Origin of the sequence: Brenneria populi, assembly GCF_036016195.1 — a bacterium.
Classification (GTDB): domain Bacteria; phylum Pseudomonadota; class Gammaproteobacteria; order Enterobacterales; family Enterobacteriaceae; genus Brenneria; species Brenneria populi.
Map to the genome: position 1 here is coordinate 649626 of NZ_JAYWTM010000001.1, position 21075 is coordinate 670700.

Annotated in this window: 14 protein-coding genes and 1 pseudogene; 5 read left to right on the top strand and 10 right to left on the bottom strand. The window is 60.1% G+C overall.

Features of this window, described 5'->3' with window-relative positions; genetic code table 11:
• Positions 1-89: 89 nt before the first annotated feature.
• Positions 90-2687, bottom strand: coding sequence for a type I DNA topoisomerase (gene topA / locus VSX58_RS02915; RefSeq protein WP_327616735.1), 2598 nt, complete (start codon positions 2685-2687; stop codon positions 90-92).
• Positions 2688-3195: 508 nt separating this feature from the next.
• On the opposite strand from topA, the gene VSX58_RS02920 reads away from it, so the two are divergent.
• A complete protein-coding gene (locus VSX58_RS02920) occupies positions 3196-3465 on the top strand; it encodes a YciN family protein (protein ID WP_327616737.1) in 270 nt (89 codons plus the stop codon).
• 74 nt (positions 3466-3539) lie between these two features.
• Here VSX58_RS02920 and sohB read toward each other — a convergent pair whose 3' ends face one another.
• A complete protein-coding gene (sohB, locus tag VSX58_RS02925) occupies positions 3540-4583 on the bottom strand; it encodes a protease SohB (protein ID WP_327616738.1) in 1044 nt (347 codons plus the stop codon).
• A 298-nt stretch (positions 4584-4881) separates the two neighbouring features.
• On the opposite strand from sohB, the gene VSX58_RS02930 reads away from it, so the two are divergent.
• Together VSX58_RS02930 and cobO are read left to right on the top strand one after the other, a co-directional pair.
• The gene (locus tag VSX58_RS02930) at positions 4882-5652 is read left to right on the top strand and encodes a YciK family oxidoreductase (protein ID WP_327616739.1); all 771 of its coding nucleotides are present in this window, start codon (positions 4882-4884) and stop codon (positions 5650-5652) included.
• A 17-nt stretch (positions 5653-5669) separates the two neighbouring features.
• Positions 5670-6260 carry a cob(I)yrinic acid a,c-diamide adenosyltransferase gene (cobO, locus tag VSX58_RS02935; protein ID WP_327613511.1) on the top strand — a complete coding sequence of 197 codons (591 nt, stop codon included), beginning with the start codon at positions 5670-5672 and terminating at the stop codon, positions 6258-6260.
• A gap of 111 nt (positions 6261-6371) precedes the next feature.
• Here the strand turns inward: cobO and rluB are convergent, their stop codons facing one another.
• Positions 6372-7259 (bottom strand): 23S rRNA pseudouridine(2605) synthase RluB, encoded by an 888-nt coding sequence (gene rluB / locus VSX58_RS02940; protein ID WP_327616740.1) that lies wholly within the window; start codon positions 7257-7259, stop codon positions 6372-6374.
• A 274-nt stretch (positions 7260-7533) separates the two neighbouring features.
• A complete protein-coding gene (locus VSX58_RS02945) occupies positions 7534-8166 on the bottom strand; it encodes a TetR/AcrR family transcriptional regulator (RefSeq protein WP_327616742.1) in 633 nt (210 codons plus the stop codon).
• 218 nt (positions 8167-8384) lie between these two features.
• On the opposite strand from VSX58_RS02945, the gene VSX58_RS02950 reads away from it, so the two are divergent.
• Together VSX58_RS02950 and VSX58_RS02955 are read left to right on the top strand one after the other, a co-directional pair.
• On the top strand, positions 8385-9614 hold the full coding sequence (locus tag VSX58_RS02950; protein ID WP_327616743.1) for a Tm-1-like ATP-binding domain-containing protein: 1230 nt from the start codon (positions 8385-8387) through the stop codon (positions 9612-9614).
• Positions 9614-10444 (top strand): phosphoenolpyruvate hydrolase family protein, encoded by an 831-nt coding sequence (locus VSX58_RS02955; RefSeq protein WP_327616744.1) that lies wholly within the window; start codon positions 9614-9616, stop codon positions 10442-10444. Before VSX58_RS02950 ends, VSX58_RS02955 begins: the two co-directional genes overlap by 1 nt.
• 53 nt (positions 10445-10497) lie before the next feature.
• On the opposite strand, the gene VSX58_RS02960 is transcribed toward VSX58_RS02955, so the two are convergent.
• The 6 genes and pseudogenes from VSX58_RS02960 to VSX58_RS02985 form a co-directional block, all read right to left on the bottom strand.
• On the bottom strand, positions 10498-14691 hold the full coding sequence (locus VSX58_RS02960) for a sulfite reductase subunit alpha (protein WP_327616745.1): 4194 nt from the start codon (positions 14689-14691) through the stop codon (positions 10498-10500).
• Positions 14692-14718: 27 nt separating this feature from the next.
• A pseudogene (locus VSX58_RS02965) lies at positions 14719-14847 on the bottom strand (uroporphyrinogen-III C-methyltransferase); the annotation flags it as partial.
• A 10-nt stretch (positions 14848-14857) separates the two neighbouring features.
• Positions 14858-17767 carry a nitrite reductase large subunit NirB gene (nirB, locus tag VSX58_RS02970; RefSeq protein ID WP_407654833.1) on the bottom strand — a complete coding sequence of 970 codons (2910 nt, stop codon included), beginning with the start codon at positions 17765-17767 and terminating at the stop codon, positions 14858-14860.
• 122 nt (positions 17768-17889) lie between these two features.
• Positions 17890-18684 (bottom strand): ABC transporter ATP-binding protein, encoded by a 795-nt coding sequence (locus VSX58_RS02975; RefSeq protein ID WP_327617049.1) that lies wholly within the window; start codon positions 18682-18684, stop codon positions 17890-17892.
• A 10-nt stretch (positions 18685-18694) separates the two neighbouring features.
• The gene (ntrB, locus tag VSX58_RS02980) at positions 18695-19726 is read right to left on the bottom strand and encodes a nitrate ABC transporter permease (RefSeq protein ID WP_407654834.1); all 1032 of its coding nucleotides are present in this window, start codon (positions 19724-19726) and stop codon (positions 18695-18697) included.
• 8 nt (positions 19727-19734) lie between these two features.
• Positions 19735-20994 carry a CmpA/NrtA family ABC transporter substrate-binding protein gene (locus VSX58_RS02985; RefSeq protein WP_327616747.1) on the bottom strand — a complete coding sequence of 420 codons (1260 nt, stop codon included), beginning with the start codon at positions 20992-20994 and terminating at the stop codon, positions 19735-19737.
• Positions 20995-21075 lie beyond the last annotated feature (81 nt).

A 21075-nucleotide genomic window follows, 5' to 3' on the forward strand; every position in this document is an offset into this window, starting at 1 on the left:
TGTTTCGCCTAAAGATAGGCTTAAGCGCCGGTATTAAGCATTATGCCCGCCAGGGCGGACATAACGGCGGCAACGCGTCGGAGATGGGATTATTTCTTTCCTTCGACCCATTTGCCATCGACATAAAATGCCGACCACCCGGTCGCCTTGCCCTCTTTCTCTGAAGCGACATACTGCTGCTTAGTCTTGCGGCTAAAACGCACCATGGTTTTGTTGCCGTCTTTATCGACCAGAGGCGCCTGCGCCAGATAACGCATTTTCTCCGGCAGGCGATCTTTAAAGCGCACCAGCTCTTCCACCAACGGAGCGCGCGTCTCGCGCGATTTCGGGAAGGTGTTGGCCGCCAGGAAAATACCGGCGGCGCCGTCGCGCAACACGAAGTAGGCGTCGGATTTTTCACACGGCAGCTCCGGCAGCGGAACCGGGTCTTCCTTCGGCGGCGCGACTTCGCCGTTGCGCAGAATTTTACGCGTATTGCCGCATGCTTCATTGGTGCAGGCCATGTATTTGCCAAAACGGCCCATCTTCATATGCATTTCCGCGCCGCATTTTTCACATTCCACCACCGGGCCGTCGTAGCCCTTAATGCGAAATTCGCCGACCTCGATTTCATAACCGTCGCAGGCGGGATTATTGCCGCACACGTGCAGCTTACGCTGATTGTCGATCAGGTAGCTGTCCATTGCCGTACCGCATTTGGGGCAACGGCGCCGCGCGCGCAGCGCATTGGTTTCCGCCTCGTCGCCTTCCAGTACGTTAAGCACCTCGGCTTCCGGGATCAGGTTAATCGTGGTTTTGCAACGCTCTTTCGGCGGCAGCGCATAGCCGGAACACCCCAGAAAGACCCCGGTACTGGCGGTACGAATCCCCATTTTACGGCCGCAGGTCGGGCAGTCGATGCTGGTCAGAATCATTTGATTGGGCCGCATGCCGCCTTTTTCAGGCTCCTGCTCCGCGGTCTCCAAACGCTGGCTGAACTCGGCAAAAAAATCGTCCAGCACGGCTTTCCACTGCGCCTGGTTGTTCGCCACCTGGTCCAGGCTGCTTTCCATGCGCGCGGTGAAGTCGTAACTCATCAGCTCGCGAAAGTTCTCTTCCAGCCGATCGGTGACGATCTCGCCCATTTTTTCGGCGTAGAAACGGCGATTCTCCACCCGAACATAGCCGCGATCCTGAATGGTCGAAATGATCGACGCATAGGTGGAAGGACGGCCGATACCGCGCTTCTCCAGCTCTTTAACCAGAGAAGCATCGCTATAGCGCGCCGGCGGCTTGGTAAAGTGCTGGCTCGGCAGCAGCTGTTGCAGCGCCAGCGGTTCGCCGACGGCCACCGCGGGCAGCGTGCGATCTTCATCGTTTTTACGCAGCGCCGGCATAACCTTCGTCCAGCCGTCAAAGCGCAGGGTGCGGCCTTTGGCGCGCAGTTGATAGGCGGCGGCGTTAACAATCAGCGTGGTGGAGTCGTACTTCGCCGGCGTCATCTGACAGGCGACGAACTGACGCCAAATCAGCTGATACAGCTTCTGCGCGTCCGCTTCCATATCTTTCAAATGGTCGGCGAGCACTTTCACATCCGAAGGGCGAATCGCTTCGTGCGCTTCCTGTGAATTTTCCTTGCTGCTGTAGTGATTCGCCGCATCCGGCAGATAATTCTTGCCGAACTCCTTGCCGATATAGTCTCGCACCATGGTCAGCGCGTCCTGACTCAAATTGGTCGAATCGGTACGCATGTAGGTAATGTGGCCCGCTTCATACAGACGCTGCGCCATCATCATGGTCTTTTTCACGCCGAATCCCAGACGGGTGCTGGCGGCCTGCTGCAGCGTAGAGGTGATAAACGGCGCCCCGGGCTTACTGCTGGTGGGCTTATCTTCCCGTTCCGCCACCGCGTAGTCGGCTTTTTCCAACAGACTGACGGCGGCCTGCGTCTGCGCTTTATTGACCGGTTTAAACGGCTTGCCGTTGAAGTGGGTCACCTGCATCTGCAGCCGGGTATCGCCGCTCGCCAGCAAATCCGCGTGCAGTTCCCAATACTCTTCGGGCACGAAGGCTTTAATTTCGCGTTCGCGATCGACAATCAGACGCACCGCCACCGACTGCACGCGCCCGGCGGACAGCCCGCGGGCGATCTTTTTCCACAATAAGGGCGACACCATATAGCCCACCACCCGGTCCATAAACCGGCGGGCCTGCTGGGCATTCACGCGATCGATATTTAACTTGTCCGGATTTTCGAACGCCTGCTGAATCGCGTTTTTGGTGATCTCATTAAAAACGACGCGGCTGAAACGCTTATCGTCGCCGCCGATGATTTCCCGCAGGTGCCAGGCGATGGCTTCCCCTTCACGGTCAAGGTCGGTTGCGAGATAGATATGATCGGCATTTTCCGCCAGCGTTTTTAGCTCGGAAACCACCTTCTCCTTGCCGGGCAAAATCTCATAGTTCGCTTTCCACCCGTGATAAGGATCGACGCCCATGCGATTCACCAGCGCGGATTTCTCATCCTTTTTGACGGCTTTTTTCGTTTTGTCTTTGGCTGAGTCCGCGCTCTTTTTACTGGCTGAGCCACTGGTCGGCAAATCGCGCACATGACCGACGCTGGATTTAACCACGTAGGCATTGCCCAAATACTTATTGATCGTTTTGGCTTTTGCCGGGGACTCAACTATAACGAGAGCTTTACCCATATGTACTATTACCTGCTGAATTCTTCTGAAAATCAGATATCTTTTGGGGGCACCCGCCGACGGAAACAAGGGCGGATGCTCGATTAATTGTGGATCATGGCGCGTTTCGCTCGTTTATTGCAGCTGAGCGGCGCCAGGCGACATCTCTGCCGTAATCCGCACGTTCGGTCTGAATAATAACGCGTTTATTTCAACATCAGATAAATGCCACCGTCATGACGCCACGACGTAAAGAATTAATTCCACTGACCGCGCAAAATCCCACACTCTACCTGATAAATGACGTCACGCAACCTAATTAGCATGGAAAAACCGTTTCATCCACTCCGGGATGAGTTCGGTATCGGCCGGCAAGTGACTAAAACTTAGCGCATTTGCGATAAAATATATCGGAGAAGTACAATCATGGGTAACGCCTGATTCGCTATGGCGTCTTCACGCCTGCCGCATGAAGATGTACCTGACGCAGGCAACATCGCTTTGCATAATACTTTGGAGTACGTAACCCATGTCCGATGAAATTCAGATAAGCAACGAAAGAACCCCGATCGACCGCAAGACCTTACTCGCCGAAGCCAATGCCATCATCCAGAATCACGGCGACTATCTGCACGGCATGGCGGCCGACGATGTTGAACAAAAAAATAACGTGCTGGTGTTTCGCGGCGAGTTTTTCCTCGATGACAACGGTCTGCCCACCTTAAAAACCACCGCCGTGTTTAACATGTTCAAACATCTGGCCCACGTGCTGTCGGAAAAATATTATCTGATCGATTAAACGCCGTCGCCCGCGCTCAACGCGGGCGGCGAACATCAGCGCCTCATCATAGAGGATGGTTTGTAGAAGAGGGTTTATAGCGGATAGTTTCCCCGCTGCCACCAGCGCAGCATCAATCGCTCGGCGCTATCGCCCGCGCTACTCGTAAAACGTTCAATCAGGCGCTTACGGCGCGTATAACGCACGCCGAGCACCTCATATTTGTCCATCTCGGCGATCAGCAGGTCGTCGCTGGTGCCGATTTCATCGACCAGCCCCAACGCCTTGGCCTGGGTGCCGAACCAGTGTTCGCCGGTCGCCACCGAATCAATATCCAGCGCCGGACGCATCTGGTGAACGAACTGTTTAAACAGGCCGTGCGTAACGTTCAACTCCTCGCGGAATTTCTCGCGCCCCTGCTCGGTATTCTCGCCAAACAGCGTCAGCGTGCGCTTAAACTCGCCCGCGGTGTGCAGTTCGACATCAATATCCTTGTTCTTCAGCAGACGGTTGAAGTTGGGAATTTGCGCCACCACGCCAATGGATCCGACGATCGCGAACGGCGCGGCGACAATGCGGTCGGCGACGCAGGCCATCATGTACCCGCCGCTGGCGGCCACTTTGTCGACCGCCACGGTCAGCTTAATCCCGCCCTGGCGCAGCCTTTGCAGCTGAGAAGCGGCAAGGCCGTAGCCATGCACCACCCCGCCGGGGCTCTCCAGGCGCAGCAGCACCTGGTCCTGCGGTTTGGCGACCGCAAGCACCGCCGAGACCTCTTCACGCAGCGAATTCACCTCGCCGGCATCCATACCGCCGTTGAAATCCAGCACATACAGACAGGATTTCGCCGGTTTCGCCTCACCGCGTTTCGCGCGCTGCTTTTCTTCTTTGACCTTGGCTTTTTCTTTCTTCTTCTCTTGCTTGGACAGTAGCTTACGCTCGGCATCGCTCATGTACGCCATCTGCATCTCTTGCTGCATATCGCGATACTGTTCCCCCAGATTGACGACCTGCAATTCACCTTTCCGCTGACGTTTACGCTGCGCCATACCGAAGACCAGGACCATAAGCGCACCAATAGATAGAACGATGGTGAGCGCTTTAGCCAGGAATAAACCATACTGAGAAAGTAATTCCACAAATACCGCCCTCATTAGCCAAGTTGCAAAATATCATGCTGATTATACTCACTCAGCATCTCTTTAACCTAACCAATGCCACCCAGGATGGCGACGTTATTCGCGCCGTCTCCGCGCTTTCTGCTGCTTTTTAGCGCACCAACGGCCAGAAATGGCGTCAGTCTGATTGAAAACGGCGCCTGTTTCAGGCATAAATCCGTCATCTTCATCCTATCGGATGCCTTTTCAACCAGATACCGGCATACCGCAATATATCCTGCGTTCATGAAGGCCGGTACGTCTGCAAGAGGGATTGCCCGTGTATTACCAGCCCAAAAACGACCTGCTGCGACAGCGCATCATTCTGGTTACCGGCGCCGGCGACGGTATCGGCCGCGAGGCGGCGCTGACCTATGCCCGTTTCGGCGCGCGTCTGATTCTGCTGGGACGCACCGAAAGCAAACTTCAGGCGGTGAAGCGGCAAATTCAAGAAGAGAACGAAGAGAACGGCGCCCAAGCGCAGATTATCGTCTGCGATATGCTGACGGCCGATGCGGCGCGATTTTTTCACCTGGCCGATGAGTTGGCCCAGACGGTTCCCCGCCTTGACGGCGTCCTGCATAACGCCGGACTGCTGGGGGAAATCGCCCCGATGGCGCGGCAGACGGCGGAGATCTGGCGCGACGTGATGCAGGTTAACGTCAACGCCACCTTTATGCTGACGCAGGCGTTACTGCCGCTGTTGCTGAAATCCCCCAGCCCGTCGCTGATTTTCACCAGCTCCAGCGTGGGGCGTCAGGGCCGGGCCGGCTGGGGCGCTTACTCGGTGTCGAAGTTCGCCACCGAAGGCATGATGCAGGTTTTGGCCGACGAATATCGCCAGCAAAACCTGAGGGTCAACTGCATCAACCCCGGCGGCACGCGCACCGGCATGCGCGCCGCGGCATTTCCCGATGAAGATCCTGATAAACTAAAAACTCCCGCGGACATTATGCCGCTATACCTCTACCTGATGGGAGACGACAGCCGCCGCAAAACGGGCATGAGTTTTGATGCGCAGCCGGGTAGAAAACCAGGTCAGGCCGAATAGCCAGGAGATAACGCAGTATGAGTGATGAACGTCACCAGCAACGTCAGCAACGTATTAAAGAAAAGGTCGATGCCCGTATCGCCGCCGCGCGCGAAATACGCGGCATTTTGATGATTTTTACCGGCAACGGCAAAGGGAAAACCACCGCGGCCTTCGGCACAGTTACCCGCGCCATCGGCCATGGTTTACGGGCCGGCGTTATCCAGTTCATTAAAGGCGAGTGGCCGAACGGCGAGAAAAACCTGCTGCAACAACACGGCGTTGAATTTCAGGTGATGGCGACCGGATTCACCTGGGAGACGCAGAATCGCCAGACCGATACCGAGGCCGCGCAAAAAGTGTGGCGGCACGGCAAGCGTATGCTGGCCGACCCGCAGCTGGATCTGGTGGTGCTGGATGAACTGACCTACATGGTCAGCTATGGCTACCTTGAGCTGGAAGAGGTATTGCAGGCCCTGCGCGAGCGGCCGGCCGGGCAAACGGTCATCATCACCGGACGGGGATGCCATCGCGATTTGCTGGAGCTGGCGGACACCGTCACCGAGATGCGGCCGGTAAAACACGCCTTTGAAGCCGGCATCAAAGCGCAGCAGGGGATTGATTGGTGACGAGAACGGCCTCTCGTTATCCCGCGGCGGCAGGCGGAGAGCGCTTACGCTGGGCGTCGCTGGAGCGCCCGCCTGCGCGGGCGTGACGGGCCGCCGCTAACGCGGCGTTTTTTACGCTTGACCGCTGCGTGTTTTCGCTTTCGGCGCGCCGCGCCGCGCCGGCGCGACCTGGCCGCTGCGTTTGATCGCCCGGCGAATCTGATTCGCCTTTACCCGGCGGCGTTCGCGCTCGACCGGCAGCTTGCTCACCGTTTCCGGCGGCAGCTGTACCAGTCCGCGCAGATAGTTCAGGCTTTCCAGCGACATTTCCGACCATCCGCCGCGCGGCAAGCCTTTAGGCAGCGGGATATCGCCGTAGCGAACGCGGATCAACCGGCTAACCTGTACGCCGACCGCTTCCCACAGGCGGCGAACCTCACGGTTGCGCCCTTCGGTCAGCGTCACGTTATACCATTGGTTAAGACCTTCCCCGCCTTGATAACGGATAGTGCGGAAGGAGGCCGGACCGTCTTCCAACTGAACGCCTTTGCTCAGCTGTTTGATCTTCTCATCGTTGATTTCACCGAATACCCGCACGGCATACTCACGCTCGACCTCGTGGCTGGGGTGCATCAGCCGGTTAGCCAGTTCGCCGTCCGTAGTGAATAACAACAGGCCCGAGGTATTCACGTCCAGCCGCCCTACCGCCACCCAGCGAGAGCCCGGTATCTTCGGCAAACGGTCAAAAACCGTCGGACGCCCGTCGGGATCGCTGCGCGTACACAGCTCGCCCTCCGGCTTATAGTAGATAAGCACCCGGCAAACGGTCTCTTCGGTCTCCTTCACGGAAACCACGTGGCCGTCAATGCGGATTTTCGTCGCCTTGGTCACTTCGACGCGGTCGCCCAGCGTCGCGATTTTACCGTCAACGCTGACGCGGCCGGCCTGAATCATCCCTTCTATTTCACGACGCGAACCATGACCGGCTCGCGCTAGTACCTTCTGTAACTTTTCGCTCATCGAGCAACCCCTGAGTGCCGCCTTCACAGGCGTCTGATATACTTTCAAAACAACAAGTCATTGCATAAATAGAATTAACTTATTGATATGTAAACATTTTGTAAAAACGGCATAATAAATGCCATGTTACGCAAGCCGCCGCACACGATAATTCGTGGCCGCACATATTACACGAATTTTCGGATACAAGGCCAATCTCATGCAATCCGTAGCTTATTAGCGACGGATGAACGCCGATTTCATTTAACGCTATGCGCCAGGCTGCGAATGTCAATCATAGTTCTTTCAAGGCTTTTTCCAAAACCGCCATCGCCATCCATTCTGTGATTTTCGCAACCTCATCATTACTGCCGCCGCCGATATCCTTTAATACGACCAGGGCTTCGGTTCCATAAATAACGGCAAGAGACATAATTAATTTTTCATAATTTTCCGCTGAAAGCGCTCTCTCCAGAGGCTGCGTCGCCTTGCGCAGCAGGCGAATACGGTTGCCGCGTTTCAGTATGTCTTGCAAATTTCCATCATTATTTTTAGCCCATTGCTCCAAGGAGACTTTAAGGGCGGAACGAAGAACGCCTTCATGCATAAAAATACGCGGCCAGGCGTGGCCAAACAGCGAAAGTATCCTCTCTCTGGCGCCATCCTCTTCAGGTTCCCAATTCATGACCGGCCCGAGGCTCTCTTCAACCATTGCCGCAACCAGGGCGCTCTGAGTAGGGAAATATCGATAGGCGGTCGCTCTGGATACGCCCGCCTGGGCCGCGACTTCCGCCACGCTGGGTTCGAATCCCTGCGCATATAGCTGCATTGCCTGTTTGATCATCAAACCGCGGGTTTTTAACTGTTTGGGGGAGATGAAAATATGTTGTTCTTTCATGCAGGCTCCAGCTCTTGAGGTGATCAGCATAACCTTTCAAACGGGAATTATCACGCGCCGTGGCGTCGGCGCGCACCATTTGAGATTGGAGTCTCAAAATAATGAGATCACAGTCTCATTATGGCGGTATGGCGATTGCCACCGAGATAAGACAGGAACAACATGACGGCAACGTGAGCTCACAGACCAGATATGGGAACGTCTTTCCGGCGTTTCTCAATGCCTTATTCAGCGCAAGGATCACCATAATGAGTTCCAAGACTGACGCCGTTTATATAGCGACAACCACAGACACCAAGGGCCGTGAGTTGGACTTTGTCAGAAAAATCATCAACCGACACGGCGTTAAGACCGTCACGATCGATCTGTCCACAAAGCCGCATACGTCTGCCGTCAAAGCCGATATTTCGGCTCAGGAAATCGCCGCCTACCACCCGCGCGGGGCGGAGGCCGTTTTTTGCGGCGAAAGAGGCAAGGCTATTGCAGCCATGTCTCTCGCCTTCACCCGTTTTATATCTGGTCGCGCTGACGTGGCGGCGATGTTAGGGCTGGGCGGTTCAGGCGGAACCGCATTAATTACCCCGGCCATGCAGTCGCTTCCTATCGGCGTTCCCAAACTGATGGTTTCGACAATGGCATCGGGAGACACCTCGCCCTATGTCGGATCCAGCGACATCGCCATGCTCTACTCCGTCACGGATGTCGCGGGAATCAATCGTATTTCACGAAAAATTCTCACCAACGCGGCGGCGCAAATTACCGGAGCCGTTCTGTTTACACGGCAAGAGAGCGATATTCAGGATCCGCCGGCGCTCGGTCTCACCATGTTCGGCGTGACAACGCCTTGCGTACGTCAGGTCACGGAAGGATTGGAAAGCCAGTATGACTGTCTGGTGTTCCACGCAACCGGCAGCGGCGGGAATGCGATGGAAAAACTGGCCGGGGAAGGATTACTCGACGGCATCCTGGATCTTACGCTGACGGAGATCTGCGACATGCTGTTCGGCGGCGTTCTCGCCTGTTCTTCCGACCGGCTCGATGTCGTGGCCCGCACCCGCTTACCCTGGGTCGGCTCCTGCGGCGCGCTCGATATGATCAACTTTCCGTCTATGGATAAAGTGCCGGAGCAGTACGCACGGCGCCAGTTGTTCGCGCACAACGCGCAGGTGACCTTAATGCGCACCACGCCGGAAGAAAACGCCGTAATGGGTCAATGGATCGCGGAAAAACTTAACCGGTGCGATGGCGAAATTCGCTTCCTGATCCCCATGCGGGGTTTTTCCTCAATCGACGCCGAAGGAGAGGTTTTCTGGTCCCCCGCAGCCGACCTGGCGTTTATTGATGCCTTCGAGTCCCATTTCAAACCGACGTCCAAACGCCGAATGATCAAGCTTGATTGCAACATTAACGACGCTGAATTCGCCGATGCGGCAATCAGAGCATTCAAAGAAGCAACAAACGCTTTAAGGAGCAAATAATGCAATATCAGGATCGCAATACGCTTTTAGCTCGCTTTAAGGAGATGATCGCACGCAAAGAGCCTATCATCGGCGGCGGCGCCGGTACCGGCCTGTCGGCGAAATGCGAAGAGGCCGGCGGCATCGACCTGATCGTTATTTATAATTCAGGGCGCTACCGTATGGCCGGGAGAGGCTCGCTCGCCGGGTTATTGGCTTACGGCAATGCAAACGATATTGTGCTGGATATGGCGAAAGAGGTGCTGCCCGTAGTGAAAAAAACGCCGGTGCTTGCCGGCGTCAATGGAACGGACCCCTTCTGTCACTTCGACGCCTTCCTTGACGAGCTGATTAAACTGGGGTTTGCGGGAGTGCAAAACTTCCCTACCGTAGGCCTAATTGACGGTAAGTTCAGGCAAAATCTGGAAGAAACGGGAATGGGCTATGCGCTGGAAGTCGATATGATCCGTAAAGCCCATGAAAAAGGGCTGCTGACGACGCCTTATGTCTTCAGCGCTGAAGATGCGGCGGCGATGGCTGAAGCGGGCGCGGATATCATCGTTCCCCATATGGGATTGACTACCGGGGGAAATATTGGCGCCGACACGGCGATGACCCTGGATGATTGCGTCACGGCGATTAATGAGTGGGCGCAAGCGGCGCGAAAAGTGCGTGAGGACATCATTATACTTTGTCATGGCGGACCGATTGCGACAGCGCAAGATGCCGCCTATATCATGAAGCGATGTTCTCTTGTGGATGGCTTTTATGGCGCCAGCTCGATGGAGCGATTGCCTACCGAAGTCGCCTTGACGGAGACCACCAAAGCCTTCAAGTCGATAGCTCGATAGACTATTAAGGCCGGGAGTCCGGCCTTTTCTCATCCGGTCGGAAACCGTTACGCTCAATACACATCCCGGGCATAGCGTTTGTCCTGCGCCATCTTGGCGACATAGGCCGTCGCGTCCTCGGCGGTCATCGCGCCGTGTTTCTGCACCACCAGCCGGAGCGCGGCATCGACGTCCTTCGCCATGCGTCCGGCGTCGCCGCAGACATAGAAGTGCGCGCCCTCCTGCAGCCAGCGCCACAGCTCGGCGCCCTGCTCAAGCAGGCGATGCTGCACATAGACCTTTTCCGCCCGATCGCGCGAGAAGGCGGTATCCAGCCGATGCAGGCAGCCGTCGCGCCGCATCGCCTCCAGCTCTTCGCGATAGTAGAAATCGGTCGCCGCGCGCTGCTCGCCGAACACCAGCCAGTTTTTTCCCTGCGCGCCCGCGGCCTGGCGATCCTGCAAAAAAGCGCGGAAAGGGGCGATGCCGGTGCCGGCCCCCACCATAATCATCGGCGCTTCAGGGTCGTGCGGCGGTCGGAAATGGGCCGCCTTATGGACGAAAATCGGCACGGGGACGGATTGCGCGCGATCGGCCAGAAAGGTTGAGCACACGCCGCCCCGCCGCCGGCCGTCCCGCTCATAACGCACGGTCGCAACCGTCAGATGCACCCGGTGCGGCGAGACCTTGGGGCTTGATGAAATCGAGTACAGGCGCGGCTGCAACCGCTTGAGCGCGGAGAGCCACTCCTCGGCCGATGCCCGAACCGGATAGGCCTGCAGCAGGTCGATAATCTGCCGTCCCCACAGCCAGCGCTTCAGTTCATCCTTGCGTTCGTCGCGCAACAGCCCGCCCAGCGTTTCATCACCCGAGCGCTGATAGACCAACCGCAGAACCTCCGGCGTAATACGCGCGATTTCGTAATGGCGCGACAGCGCCTCAAGCAGCGTCATATCGCCGCGATCCCCGAGCGTAACCGGCGTCATCGGCGACAGCCCGAGGAGCGACAGCATATCATCCACCCGCTCGGGACAGTTGGTCGGCCAGACTCCGAGCGCATCGCCCGCTTCATAGCCGATATCCCGCCCGGCCAGATCGAAGGCGAACTCTCTGGTCTCTTTCTGCGCGCCGGATGCGTTGAGCCGCCGATTGAGCACCAGACGCGCGTGCAGCGGCGCATTACGCCCGGGGAAAGGTGACGGCGTAACCACCGGCGCGGCGGCAGGCGTTTCGCCCGCGACCGCCGCCGGAGCGCCTGCGGAGGCGCCGGTCGACGCCAGCGCCTTGACGACCGCATCCAGCCAGGCTCGGAGCGCCTCTTCATCGTCGGCCTCACAGTCGGTTCGCGCCGCCAGCCGACGGGCGCCCAGCGCCGCCAACCGCTCATCCAGACTGCGTCCGAAACCGCAAAACTGGTCATAATTCGCATCGCCGAGCGCCAGCACGGAAAACCACAGCCTATCCAGCCTGGGGGCGCTCTCGTCCCGCAGCGCCGCCCAGAAGCCGGCGCCGTTGTCCGGCGGGTCGCCGTCGCCGAAGGTGCTGGCGATAAACAGCACGCGCGTAGTTCCGCCCAGCTCCGCGACGCCGCTGGCCTCCATGCCGGACAGCGCGACGGCATGGCCCTGCGCTTTTAATCGTTCGGCGCACCGGGCGGCAAAGCCTTCGGCGTTGCCGGTCGATGAGGCCCAGAGCACCCGAATCGGCGGGCCGGCGGCGTCCGTCGTCGCCGGAACGAGACCGGCGGCCTGCGCCAAGCGCGCGTCGCCGGCCGTCGGCCAGGTCCGGGCGAAAAGCCCCGCCAGCATGCCGTCCAGCATCAGGCGCGTGGCGGGCTCCAGCGGCGCGGCGGCGGGCAGCGTCGGCACGCCGCCGGCCAGCCTGGACTCCTCGGTGCGCAGCGCGGCCAGATACCCCTGCAGGTAGAGTCGTTCGTGCGCCGCCAGCGTAACGGCGGGCGCGGCTTCAAGGCCGAGCAGCGCCGCCAGCGCGTCAATATGTTTCATATCCAGTTCCTTGATAGCGGTTTTCCAAACGCTCGGGAGGTGATGTTCCGCCGCCGGCGCCCCATCGTCCTGGCGGAACGCGGCGATAGATGACGAAGGTTGTGCGACGGGCGTCAGGGCGACGGCGCAGAACTTGAATTCGGGCTGCAGCGAGATCGGGTCGACGGCGTCGCTGGTGACGGCATTGATCGCCAGATCCTCGCCGAAAACGTCGTTCCAGTGGAACGGCGCAAAACAGCAGCCGGGCCGCACCCGGTCGGTCACCACGGCCGGCAGCAGCGCGCGGCCGCGGCGCGAGCGCACCGCCACCCGATCCTTATCGCGAATGCCGAGCGCGGCGGCGTCTTGCGGGTGTATCTCGACGAACGGCTGCGGATTGAGCTTATTGAGCATCGGGATCTTGCCGGTCTTGGTCAGCGTGTGCCACTGGTGCTGCAAGCGGCCGGTGTTGAGCACCAAGGGAAAATCGTCGTCCGGCATCTCGGCCGGCCGCATATCCGGCCGCGGGAAAAAAACGCCTTTGCCGCTTGGGGTGGCGAATGCGATGCGCGGCCGGCCGCCGTCCGGCGCCTCTTTACGCGTCTGGCTTACGCCGTCGTTGAGATAGCGCATGGGGTGGCGATCGTCTCCGTCGTCGGGCGGACACGGCCACTGCAAGGGCGTGCGGCGCAGGCGCTCATAGCTCGCGCCGCGAATGTCGTAGCCGGTATGCGGGTTCCAGGCCCGTTTGATCTCTTCGAACACCTCCGATGAAGAGGCGTAGCTGAACGCCCGCTCGTACCCCATGGCACAAGCCACGTCGGCGATGATGCGCCAGTCCGCCGCCGCCTCGCCGGGCGGCTCCACGGCCTTTCGCATCAGCGTCAGATTGCGCTCGGCGTTAACCATCACGCCTTCGGCCTCGGCCCATAGCGCGCCGGGCAGCAGAATATCGGCGTAACCGTTGGTTTCGGTATCGAGAAACGCATCCTGGGTGATGACCAGCTCCGCGGCCTGCAGCCCCGCGATCGCGTTGCTACGGTTAGGGGCCGTGGCGACCGGATTGGTGCAGATAATCCAGCACGCCTTGATCTTGCCGGCCTTCATCTCTTCGAACATCGCCACCGTGCCGCCGCCCGTCTCGGCGCGCAGCGTCCCGGCCTCTACGCCCCACAGCGCTTCGATAAACCGCCGGTCCTGCGGCGCCAGCACCGAGCGCTGGCCCGGCAACCCGCCCCCCATATAGCCCATTTCGCGTCCGCCCATGGCATTGGGCTGTCCGGTAAGGGAGAAAGGGCCGCTGCCGGGGCGGCAAATGGCGCCGGTCGCCAGGTGCAGATTGCAGATCGCATTGGTGTTCCAGGTGCCGTGCGTGCTTTGATTCAACCCCATGGTCCAACAGCTCATCCATTCGGCGGCCGCGCCGATCCATGCGGCGGCCGTGCGGATATCCGCTTCCGCCAGTCCCGTCATCCGCGCCACCTTCTCCACCGGGTAGTCGGCGAGGAATTCGGGCATCGCCTCCCAGCCTTCGGTAAATTCGGCGATAAATGACGGGTCGGTATGGCCGTTTTGCACCAGCAGATGCAGCAGACCGTTGAGCAAGGCCAGATCCGTGCCCGGTCCGATCTGTAAAAACAGATCCGCCTTGTCGGCCGTGGCGGTGCGGCGCGGATCGACCACGATCAGCTTCGCCCCCGCTTTCACCCGGTCCATCATGCGCAGGAACAGAATCGGGTGACAATCGGCCATATTCGCGCCGATGACGAAGAACAGATCGGCGCGTTCGAAATCCTGATAGGAACCCGGCGGGCCGTCCGCCCCCAGCGACAGCTTGTAGCCGCTGCCGGCGCTGGCCATGCACAGACGCGAGTTCGACTCGATGTTGTTGGTGCCGATAAAGCCTTTGGCCAGTTTGTTGGCCAGATACTGAGCCTCCAGCGACATCTGGCCGGAGACATAGAGCGCCACCGCGTCGGGGCCGTGGGCGTCGATGATGGCGCGCAGCCGGCGCGCTGCCTCTTGGATCGCATGCTGCAGATCGACCCGCGCCGGTTCGCGCAGACGTTCCGCCCGCAGGTAGGCGTGCTCCAACCGCCCCGATTCGGCGATAGCCTGAGCGCAGCTATTGCCTTTGGTGCACAGCCGGCCGAAGTTGGCGGGGTGCGTCTTGTCGCCCGTCACCTTGATTACGCGATTGTCTTGTACCTGCATCACCACCCCGCAGCCTACGCCGCAGTAGGGGCAAACGCTCTTTACATAAGTTGTGGAACCGGCGTCCATCACATATTCTCCATCCCGCGCCCCGCGTCAGGCGGCCTGATGTTTGTTCACCGCCGCCGGCGCGCTTAACTCCGCGACGCCCAGCGCCGGATGGCGGCAGAAACGTACGACATCGCCCACGATCAGCAGGCTGGGCGACTGCGGCTGATAGCGCGCCGTACGCCGTTCACGAAGCCGCCGCGACGGCCGATTCCGGCAGGCGCAGCGGCTGACGATTGACCCACACTTGCCCGTCCGCAACCTTTACCGGCCAGGCGCGTACGCGCAGCGCGGCGTCATCCGGGCTGACGCCGTCGCGCAGCCGAAAACGCTTTTTGTACAACGGGGAGATCACCACCGGTTCGCCGGATACGTCGCCCAACAGCCCGCGGGACAGAACGTTCGCCGCGCTGCCCGGCTCATGGTTCTCCAGCGCATAGACCTGCTGTTCGCTGGCCGGAAGATAAAACAGGGCGATCTGCTGCCGGCCGAGGCGCGCCGCCATGCCGGCGTTGGCGGGAATATCGCGCAGGGCGCCGATCCGTACCCATTCCGCCTCCTGCGGCAATAACGCGGCCTGAGTCTGCGGCTTCTCATGCTCGCGGGCCGGGCGGATCTGCCCGCGCGCCGGCACCATCACCACCGACTCGTCCGGGCTATCGCTATTGAGAAACGCGCGGAACAGCGCCAGACGATCCGGGCTTTCCAGGGTGGTTTTCCATTCGCACTGGTAGGCGTCCGCCACGCGCTGCATCTCCTTATCCAGCTCCGCGCCGATATTCAGGCTATCGTCCAGAATCACCTGCCGCAGATAGTCGATGCCGCCTTCCAGATTATCCAGCCAGGTGCTGGTGCGCTGTAGCCGGTCGGCGGTGCGGATGTAGAACATCAGCAGGCGATCGACGATGCGGAGCAGGGTTTCGCTATCCAGATCGCTGGCGAACAGATCGGCGTGGCGCGGCTTCATGCCGCCGTTGCCGCACACGTACAGATTCCAGCCCTTATCGGTGGCGATCACGCCGATATCTTTGCCCTGCGCTTCCGCGCACTCGCGGGTGCAGCCGGATACCGCCATTTTGATTTTATGCGGCGCGCGCAGCCCCTTGTAGCGGTTCTCCAGCGCAATCGCCAGCGCGGTGGAGTCCTGCACGCCGTAGCGGCACCAGGTGGAGCCGACGCAGGATTTTACCGTGCGCAGCGATTTGCCGTAGGCGTGGCCGGTTTCAAAGCCGGCGTCGATCAGTTCGCGCCAGATGGCGGGCAGCTGCTCCTGGCGCGCGCCGAACAGATCTACGCGCTGGCCGCCGGTAATTTTGGTGTACAGGTTGTAGCGCTGCGCCACCTGGCCGATGGCGATCAGCCCCGCCGGCGTAATCTCGCCGGCCGGCACCCGCGGCACCACCGAGTAGGTGCCATCTTTCTGGATATTGGCGAAAAAGCGATCGTTGGTGTCCTGCAGCGGCAAATGTTGCGGTTTCAGCAGGTAGTCGTTCCAGCAGGACGCCAGCATGGAGCCCGCCAGCGGTTTGCAGATTTCGCAGCCCAAACCGCGGCCGTAGCGTTCGAGCAGTTCGTCGAACGAATGAATTTGCTGAACGCGGATCAGGTGGTACAGCTCCTGGCGCGAATAGGCGAAGTGTTCGCAGACGTCTTTTTTCACTTCGACGCCCAGCTGCGTTAATTCGTACTCCATCACCTGCTTGAGCAAAGGCACGCAGCCGCCGCAGCCGGTGCCCGCTTTGGTACAGGACTTGATCGCCCCCAGATCGGTACAGCCGCCGGCCACCGCCGCGGAAATATCTCCTTTAGTGACGTTGTGACAGGAGCAAATCTGCGCGCCGGCGGGCAGCGCCGCCACCCCTAGTCCTTTCGGCGCATCGCCGGAGCCGGCGGGCAGAATCAGGCTTTCAGGATGCGGCGGCAGCGGCATATCGTTGAGCATCATCTGCAGTAGCGTGCTGTAGTCGCCGCTGTCGCCGATCAGCACCGCGCCCAGCAGGCGTTTACCGTCCGCGGAAACCACGATTTTTTTATACACTTCGTGCGGACCGTCCGTCCACTGGTAGCTCTGACTACCGGCGGTGCGGCCGTGCGCGTCGCCGATGGACGCTACCTCCACGTCCAGCAGCTTCAGTTTGGTGCTCATGTCCGCGCCGGCGAACGGCGCCGCCTCGCCGGCCAGACCGGCGGCCACGCTGCGCGCCATTTGGTAGCCGGGCGCCACCAGCCCGAAGATCTGTCCGTTCCACAGCGCGCACTCGCCGATGGCGAAAATAGCGTCGTCAGACGTCCGGCAGCAATCGTCGATCGCGATGCCGCCGCGCGGCCCTTTCGCCAGACCGCAGCCGTCCGCCAGATTATCGCGCGGGCGAATCCCGGCGGAAAACAGTACCAGGTCGGTCTCCAGCGCGCCGCCGTCGGCGAAACAGAGCCGGTGCTGCGCCTGCTCGCCGTCGACGATTTCACGCGTCTCTTTGCCGGTGTGCACCCGCACGCCCAGCGCTTCGATCTTGCGGCGCAGCATCGCCGCGCCGCCCTCGTCCAGTTGCACCGCCATCAGCCGCGGCGCGAACTCGACGACATGGGTTTCCAGCCCCAACCGGCGTAGCGCGTTGGCCGCCTCCAGCCCGAGCAGGCCGCCGCCGATCACTACGCCGGTTTTGGCTTTTTTCGCCCGTTCGGCAATGGCGTCCAAGTCGTCCAGCGTGCGGTAGACCAGGCAACCGGGGCGGGTATTGCCCGCAATCGGCGGTACAAACGCATAGGAGCCGGTCGCCAGCACCAGCTGGTCATAGGCGAATTTATTCCCCTGCGCGTCGCAGACCCATTTATGCCGGCGATCGATGGCGGTGATTTGGCTGGCGCTGCGCAGTTCGATGCCGCTGGCGGCAAAAAATCCCGCCTTCACCAGCGACAGGGATTCCGCCGTACGGCCGGAAAAATATTCGGAGAGATGAACGCGATCGTAAGCCTCCCGGCGCTCTTCGCCGAACGCCACGATGCGATAACGCCGATGCAGATCGCGCTCGACCAGCTGTTCAAGAAAATAGTGACCGACCATACCATGGCCGATAACCACCAAAACGGGCTTGCTCATTAGCTAAATCCTTACAGCCGCCGGACTGTGAAGTAAAAGTAACAATAAAGGCCGCGGCGCGGCGACTATATCGGGCAGCCGTCCGCCGCCGGGTGGGGCTTAGTTATCCCCTGCGTTTTTCGTTAGGCGGCCTGCGACTGTTTTTCATATAAGAAGTGCAGAACCTGCTGCCGGTACTGGTGGTAGCGGGGATCGTCCGCCAGCGCCACGCGCGAGCGCGGACGCGCCAGCTCAACCGTCACGATTTCCCCCACCGTCGCCGCCGGACCGTTGGTCATCATTAGCACCCGATCCGACAGCAATACGGCTTCATCCACATCGTGGGTGATCAGGACGATGGTGGTGTGCAGCCGCCGCTGAATCTCCATCACCGCATCCTGCAGATGGGCGCGGGTCAGCGCGTCCAGCGCCCCGAACGGCTCATCCATCAGCAGCACTTTGGGTTTGATCGCCAGTGCGCGGGCGATCCCTACGCGCTGTTTCATCCCGCCGGAGATCTCATGCGGGCGTTTATTCGCCGCGTGCGCCATATTCACCAGCTCCAGGTTGTGGACGATCCACTCATGCATCTCGGTCTTTTTCATCTGGCCGCGCAGCACCTGACGCACGGCCAGCGCCACATTTTCATAGGCCGTCAGCCACGGCAGCAGAGAGTGGTTCTGAAACACCACGCCGCGCTCCGGTCCGGGGCCGTCAATCTCCCGGTTGTCGCACAGCAGTCCGCCGCCGCTCGGCCGGGTCAGACCGGCGATCAAATTGAGCAAGGTGGATTTACCGCAGCCGGAATGGCCGATCAGGCTGATGGTCTCCCCGGCGTAGATATCGAAACTCACCCGATCCAGCGCCAGAAACTCGCCGCTGGCGGTATGGAAACGCTGGCTGACCTGCTGTACCTGAATAATCGGATTGGCGCGCATCGTCGGCTCCTTAGCGGTTGTCATAGTTGAAACGTTTGGCGATCAGCATCAGCCCCTGCTCCAGCAGCAGGCCGATCGTCCCGATCACCACAATGGCGATAATGATGTTTTCCACATTCAGGTTGTTCCACTCATTCCAGATCCAGAAGCCGATGCCGATGCCGCCGGTCAGCATCTCCGCCGCCACGATCACCAGCCAGGCGATGCCGATGGACAAACGCACGCCGGTCAATATGTTGGGCAATACCGCGGGCAGTAAAATCTTGCGCATCACGGTGAGTTCGGACAGCTTAAGCACCCGCGCCACGTTCAGGTAATCCTGGGGAATCCGCCTGACCCCCTCGGCGGTGTTGAGGATCATCGGCCAGATGGAACAGATAAAAATGGTCCAGCTGGAGGCCGGTTCGGCGCGCTGAAACAGCAGCAGGCCGATAGGCAGCCACGCCAGCGGGCTGACCGGGCGCAGCAGGGAAATGATCGGGTTCAGCATGTCGGCCACGAAGCTGAAGCGGCCGATCAGGAAGCCGGCGGGAATCCCCACCAGCGCCGCCAGCCCGAAACCGATGCCCACGCGCTGCAACGACGCCATTACGTTCCAGCCGATGCCCTGGTCGTTTGGTCCGGCGATATAAAACGGATCGGCGAATACCGCCAGCGCCGCCTGCCAGGTCGCCCACGGCGTCGGAAAGTTCTCGCTGTTCAAGGCGGCCACCTGCCAGAAACAGAGCAACAGGCCGACCCCCAGTAAAGCCGGGAAAAGACGCAGAGCCGCGCGGCAGCGCAGGGAGAGGCGCCTTTGACGCTGAGTTTGCTGACGAATCCGTCTGTCGGATCGAGATACACGGGGCGACCACGGGGGTGAGGCGTCCCTGCGGGAACCTCCCCCCGTGTTTCCCCTAATATCTGACGTTGTCAACAGTCTGGACGCTTTTGGCGCTGGGGCGGCTTCTCCGCCCGGCAGCGGCGTAATCCCCGCGCGGCGGGCAGCGCCGGGGGCGTTATCCGGCGCGATGGGGATAATCTGAGCCTGGTTTTTCATCATTGCCTCGCTTATTTCTTCACGCTAAAACCGTTGGCGTAGCCGGCCGGATCGCTGCCGTCCCAGCGCTTACCGTCCATCAGCACGCTGCTGCGCATGTCGCTGCCCGGCAGAGGAACGCCGCCTACCGCCGCCGCGGCCTGTTTGTAGATATCAATGCGGTTGACCTGTCTGGCGACGGCCAGATAATCGGGATCTTCAGCCAGCATTCCCCAACGCTTATGCTGGGTCAGGAACCACATGCCATCGGACAGATAGGGATAGTTCACCGAACCCTCGTGGTAGAAACGCATGGCGTGTTCGTCTTTCCAGACCTTCCCCAGCCCGTTTTCATACTGGCCCAGCATTCGGCCGGCAATGGCCTCCTCCCGGATATTGACGTAGGCGCGCCCGGCGATAACGCCGGCGGTTTCACGACGATTCGCGTCGGAGGCGTCAATCCAGCGCGACGCTTCCAGTATTGCGGCCGTCAGCGCGCGGGCGCTATTCGGGTTGGCGCTCACCCAGTCGGCGCGGGCGCCGAGGACTTTTTCCGGATGATCGGGCCAGATATCCTGCGAGGTGGCGACGGTAAAGCCGAGTTTGTCGCTGATGGCGCGCTGGTTCCACGGCTCGCCCACGCAGCAGCCGACCATATTGCCGATCTTCATATTCATCACCATCTGCGGCGGCGGCACCACCACCGTACGCACATCGTTCAGCGGATGAATACCGGCGGCGGCCAGCCAGTAATAGAGCCACATGGCGTGGGTACCGGTGGGAAACGTCTGGGCAAAGGTGTAGGTGCCCGCCGGACTGGCGGCGATATATTTTTGCAGCGCGGCCGGATCGGTGACCCCGGCATCGCGCAGTTGGTTAGCCAAGGTAATCCCCTGACCGTTCTGGTTGAGCGTCATCAGCGCGGCCATATCGCTGCGCGGCCCGGATAACCCCATTTGCAGGCCATATAGCTGGCCGTACAGGATATGCGCGGCATCCAGTTCGCCGGAGAGTAGCTTATCGCGCACCGCCGCCCAACTGGCCTCCTTGCTGGGAATAAGGGTGATGCCGTACTTCTTGTCGAAGCCTTTCACCGCGGCCATCACCACCGACGCGCAATCCGTCAGGGGAATGAAGCCAACGCGAATCTCCTTTTTTTCCGGCGCGTCGGAGCCGGCGGCCCAGGCGCTGTTCATCAGCCCCGGCAGCATAAGACCGCCGCCCAACGCCGCGCCGCCCAGTAAAAACTGACGGCGGGAAACCGTCATGCCCTTGGTTTTGGAATCACTCATTCACGGCACCTTTCGCTGATTGCTGTCGCAGGCTGTAAAAAACGAAACGGCGCCCATAAGCCTGTGCACAAGATGCACGCT

Bases quoted from the DNA above. Each gene is read 5' to 3' on its own strand.
- topA (WP_327616735.1), bottom strand. From the start codon at position 2,687: ATGGGTAAAGCTCTCGTTATAGTTGAGTCCCCGGCAAAAGCCAAAACG.
- VSX58_RS02920 (WP_327616737.1), top strand. From the start codon at position 3,196: ATGTCCGATGAAATTCAGATAAGCAACGAAAGAACCCCGATCGACCGC.
- cobO (WP_327613511.1), top strand. From the start codon at position 5,670: ATGAGTGATGAACGTCACCAGCAACGTCAGCAACGTATTAAAGAAAAG.
- rluB (WP_327616740.1), bottom strand. From the start codon at position 7,259: ATGAGCGAAAAGTTACAGAAGGTACTAGCGCGAGCCGGTCATGGTTCG.
- VSX58_RS02945 (WP_327616742.1), bottom strand. From the start codon at position 8,166: ATGCTGATCACCTCAAGAGCTGGAGCCTGCATGAAAGAACAACATATT.
- VSX58_RS02950 (WP_327616743.1), top strand. From the start codon at position 8,385: ATGAGTTCCAAGACTGACGCCGTTTATATAGCGACAACCACAGACACC.
- VSX58_RS02955 (WP_327616744.1), top strand. From the start codon at position 9,614: ATGCAATATCAGGATCGCAATACGCTTTTAGCTCGCTTTAAGGAGATG.
- VSX58_RS02960 (WP_327616745.1), bottom strand. From the start codon at position 14,691: ATGGACGCCGGTTCCACAACTTATGTAAAGAGCGTTTGCCCCTACTGC.
- nirB (WP_407654833.1), bottom strand. From the start codon at position 17,767: ATGAGCAAGCCCGTTTTGGTGGTTATCGGCCATGGTATGGTCGGTCAC.
- VSX58_RS02975 (WP_327617049.1), bottom strand. From the start codon at position 18,684: ATGCGCGCCAATCCGATTATTCAGGTACAGCAGGTCAGCCAGCGTTTC.
- ntrB (WP_407654834.1), bottom strand. From the start codon at position 19,726: ATGATGAAAAACCAGGCTCAGATTATCCCCATCGCGCCGGATAACGCC.
- VSX58_RS02985 (WP_327616747.1), bottom strand. From the start codon at position 20,994: ATGAGTGATTCCAAAACCAAGGGCATGACGGTTTCCCGCCGTCAGTTT.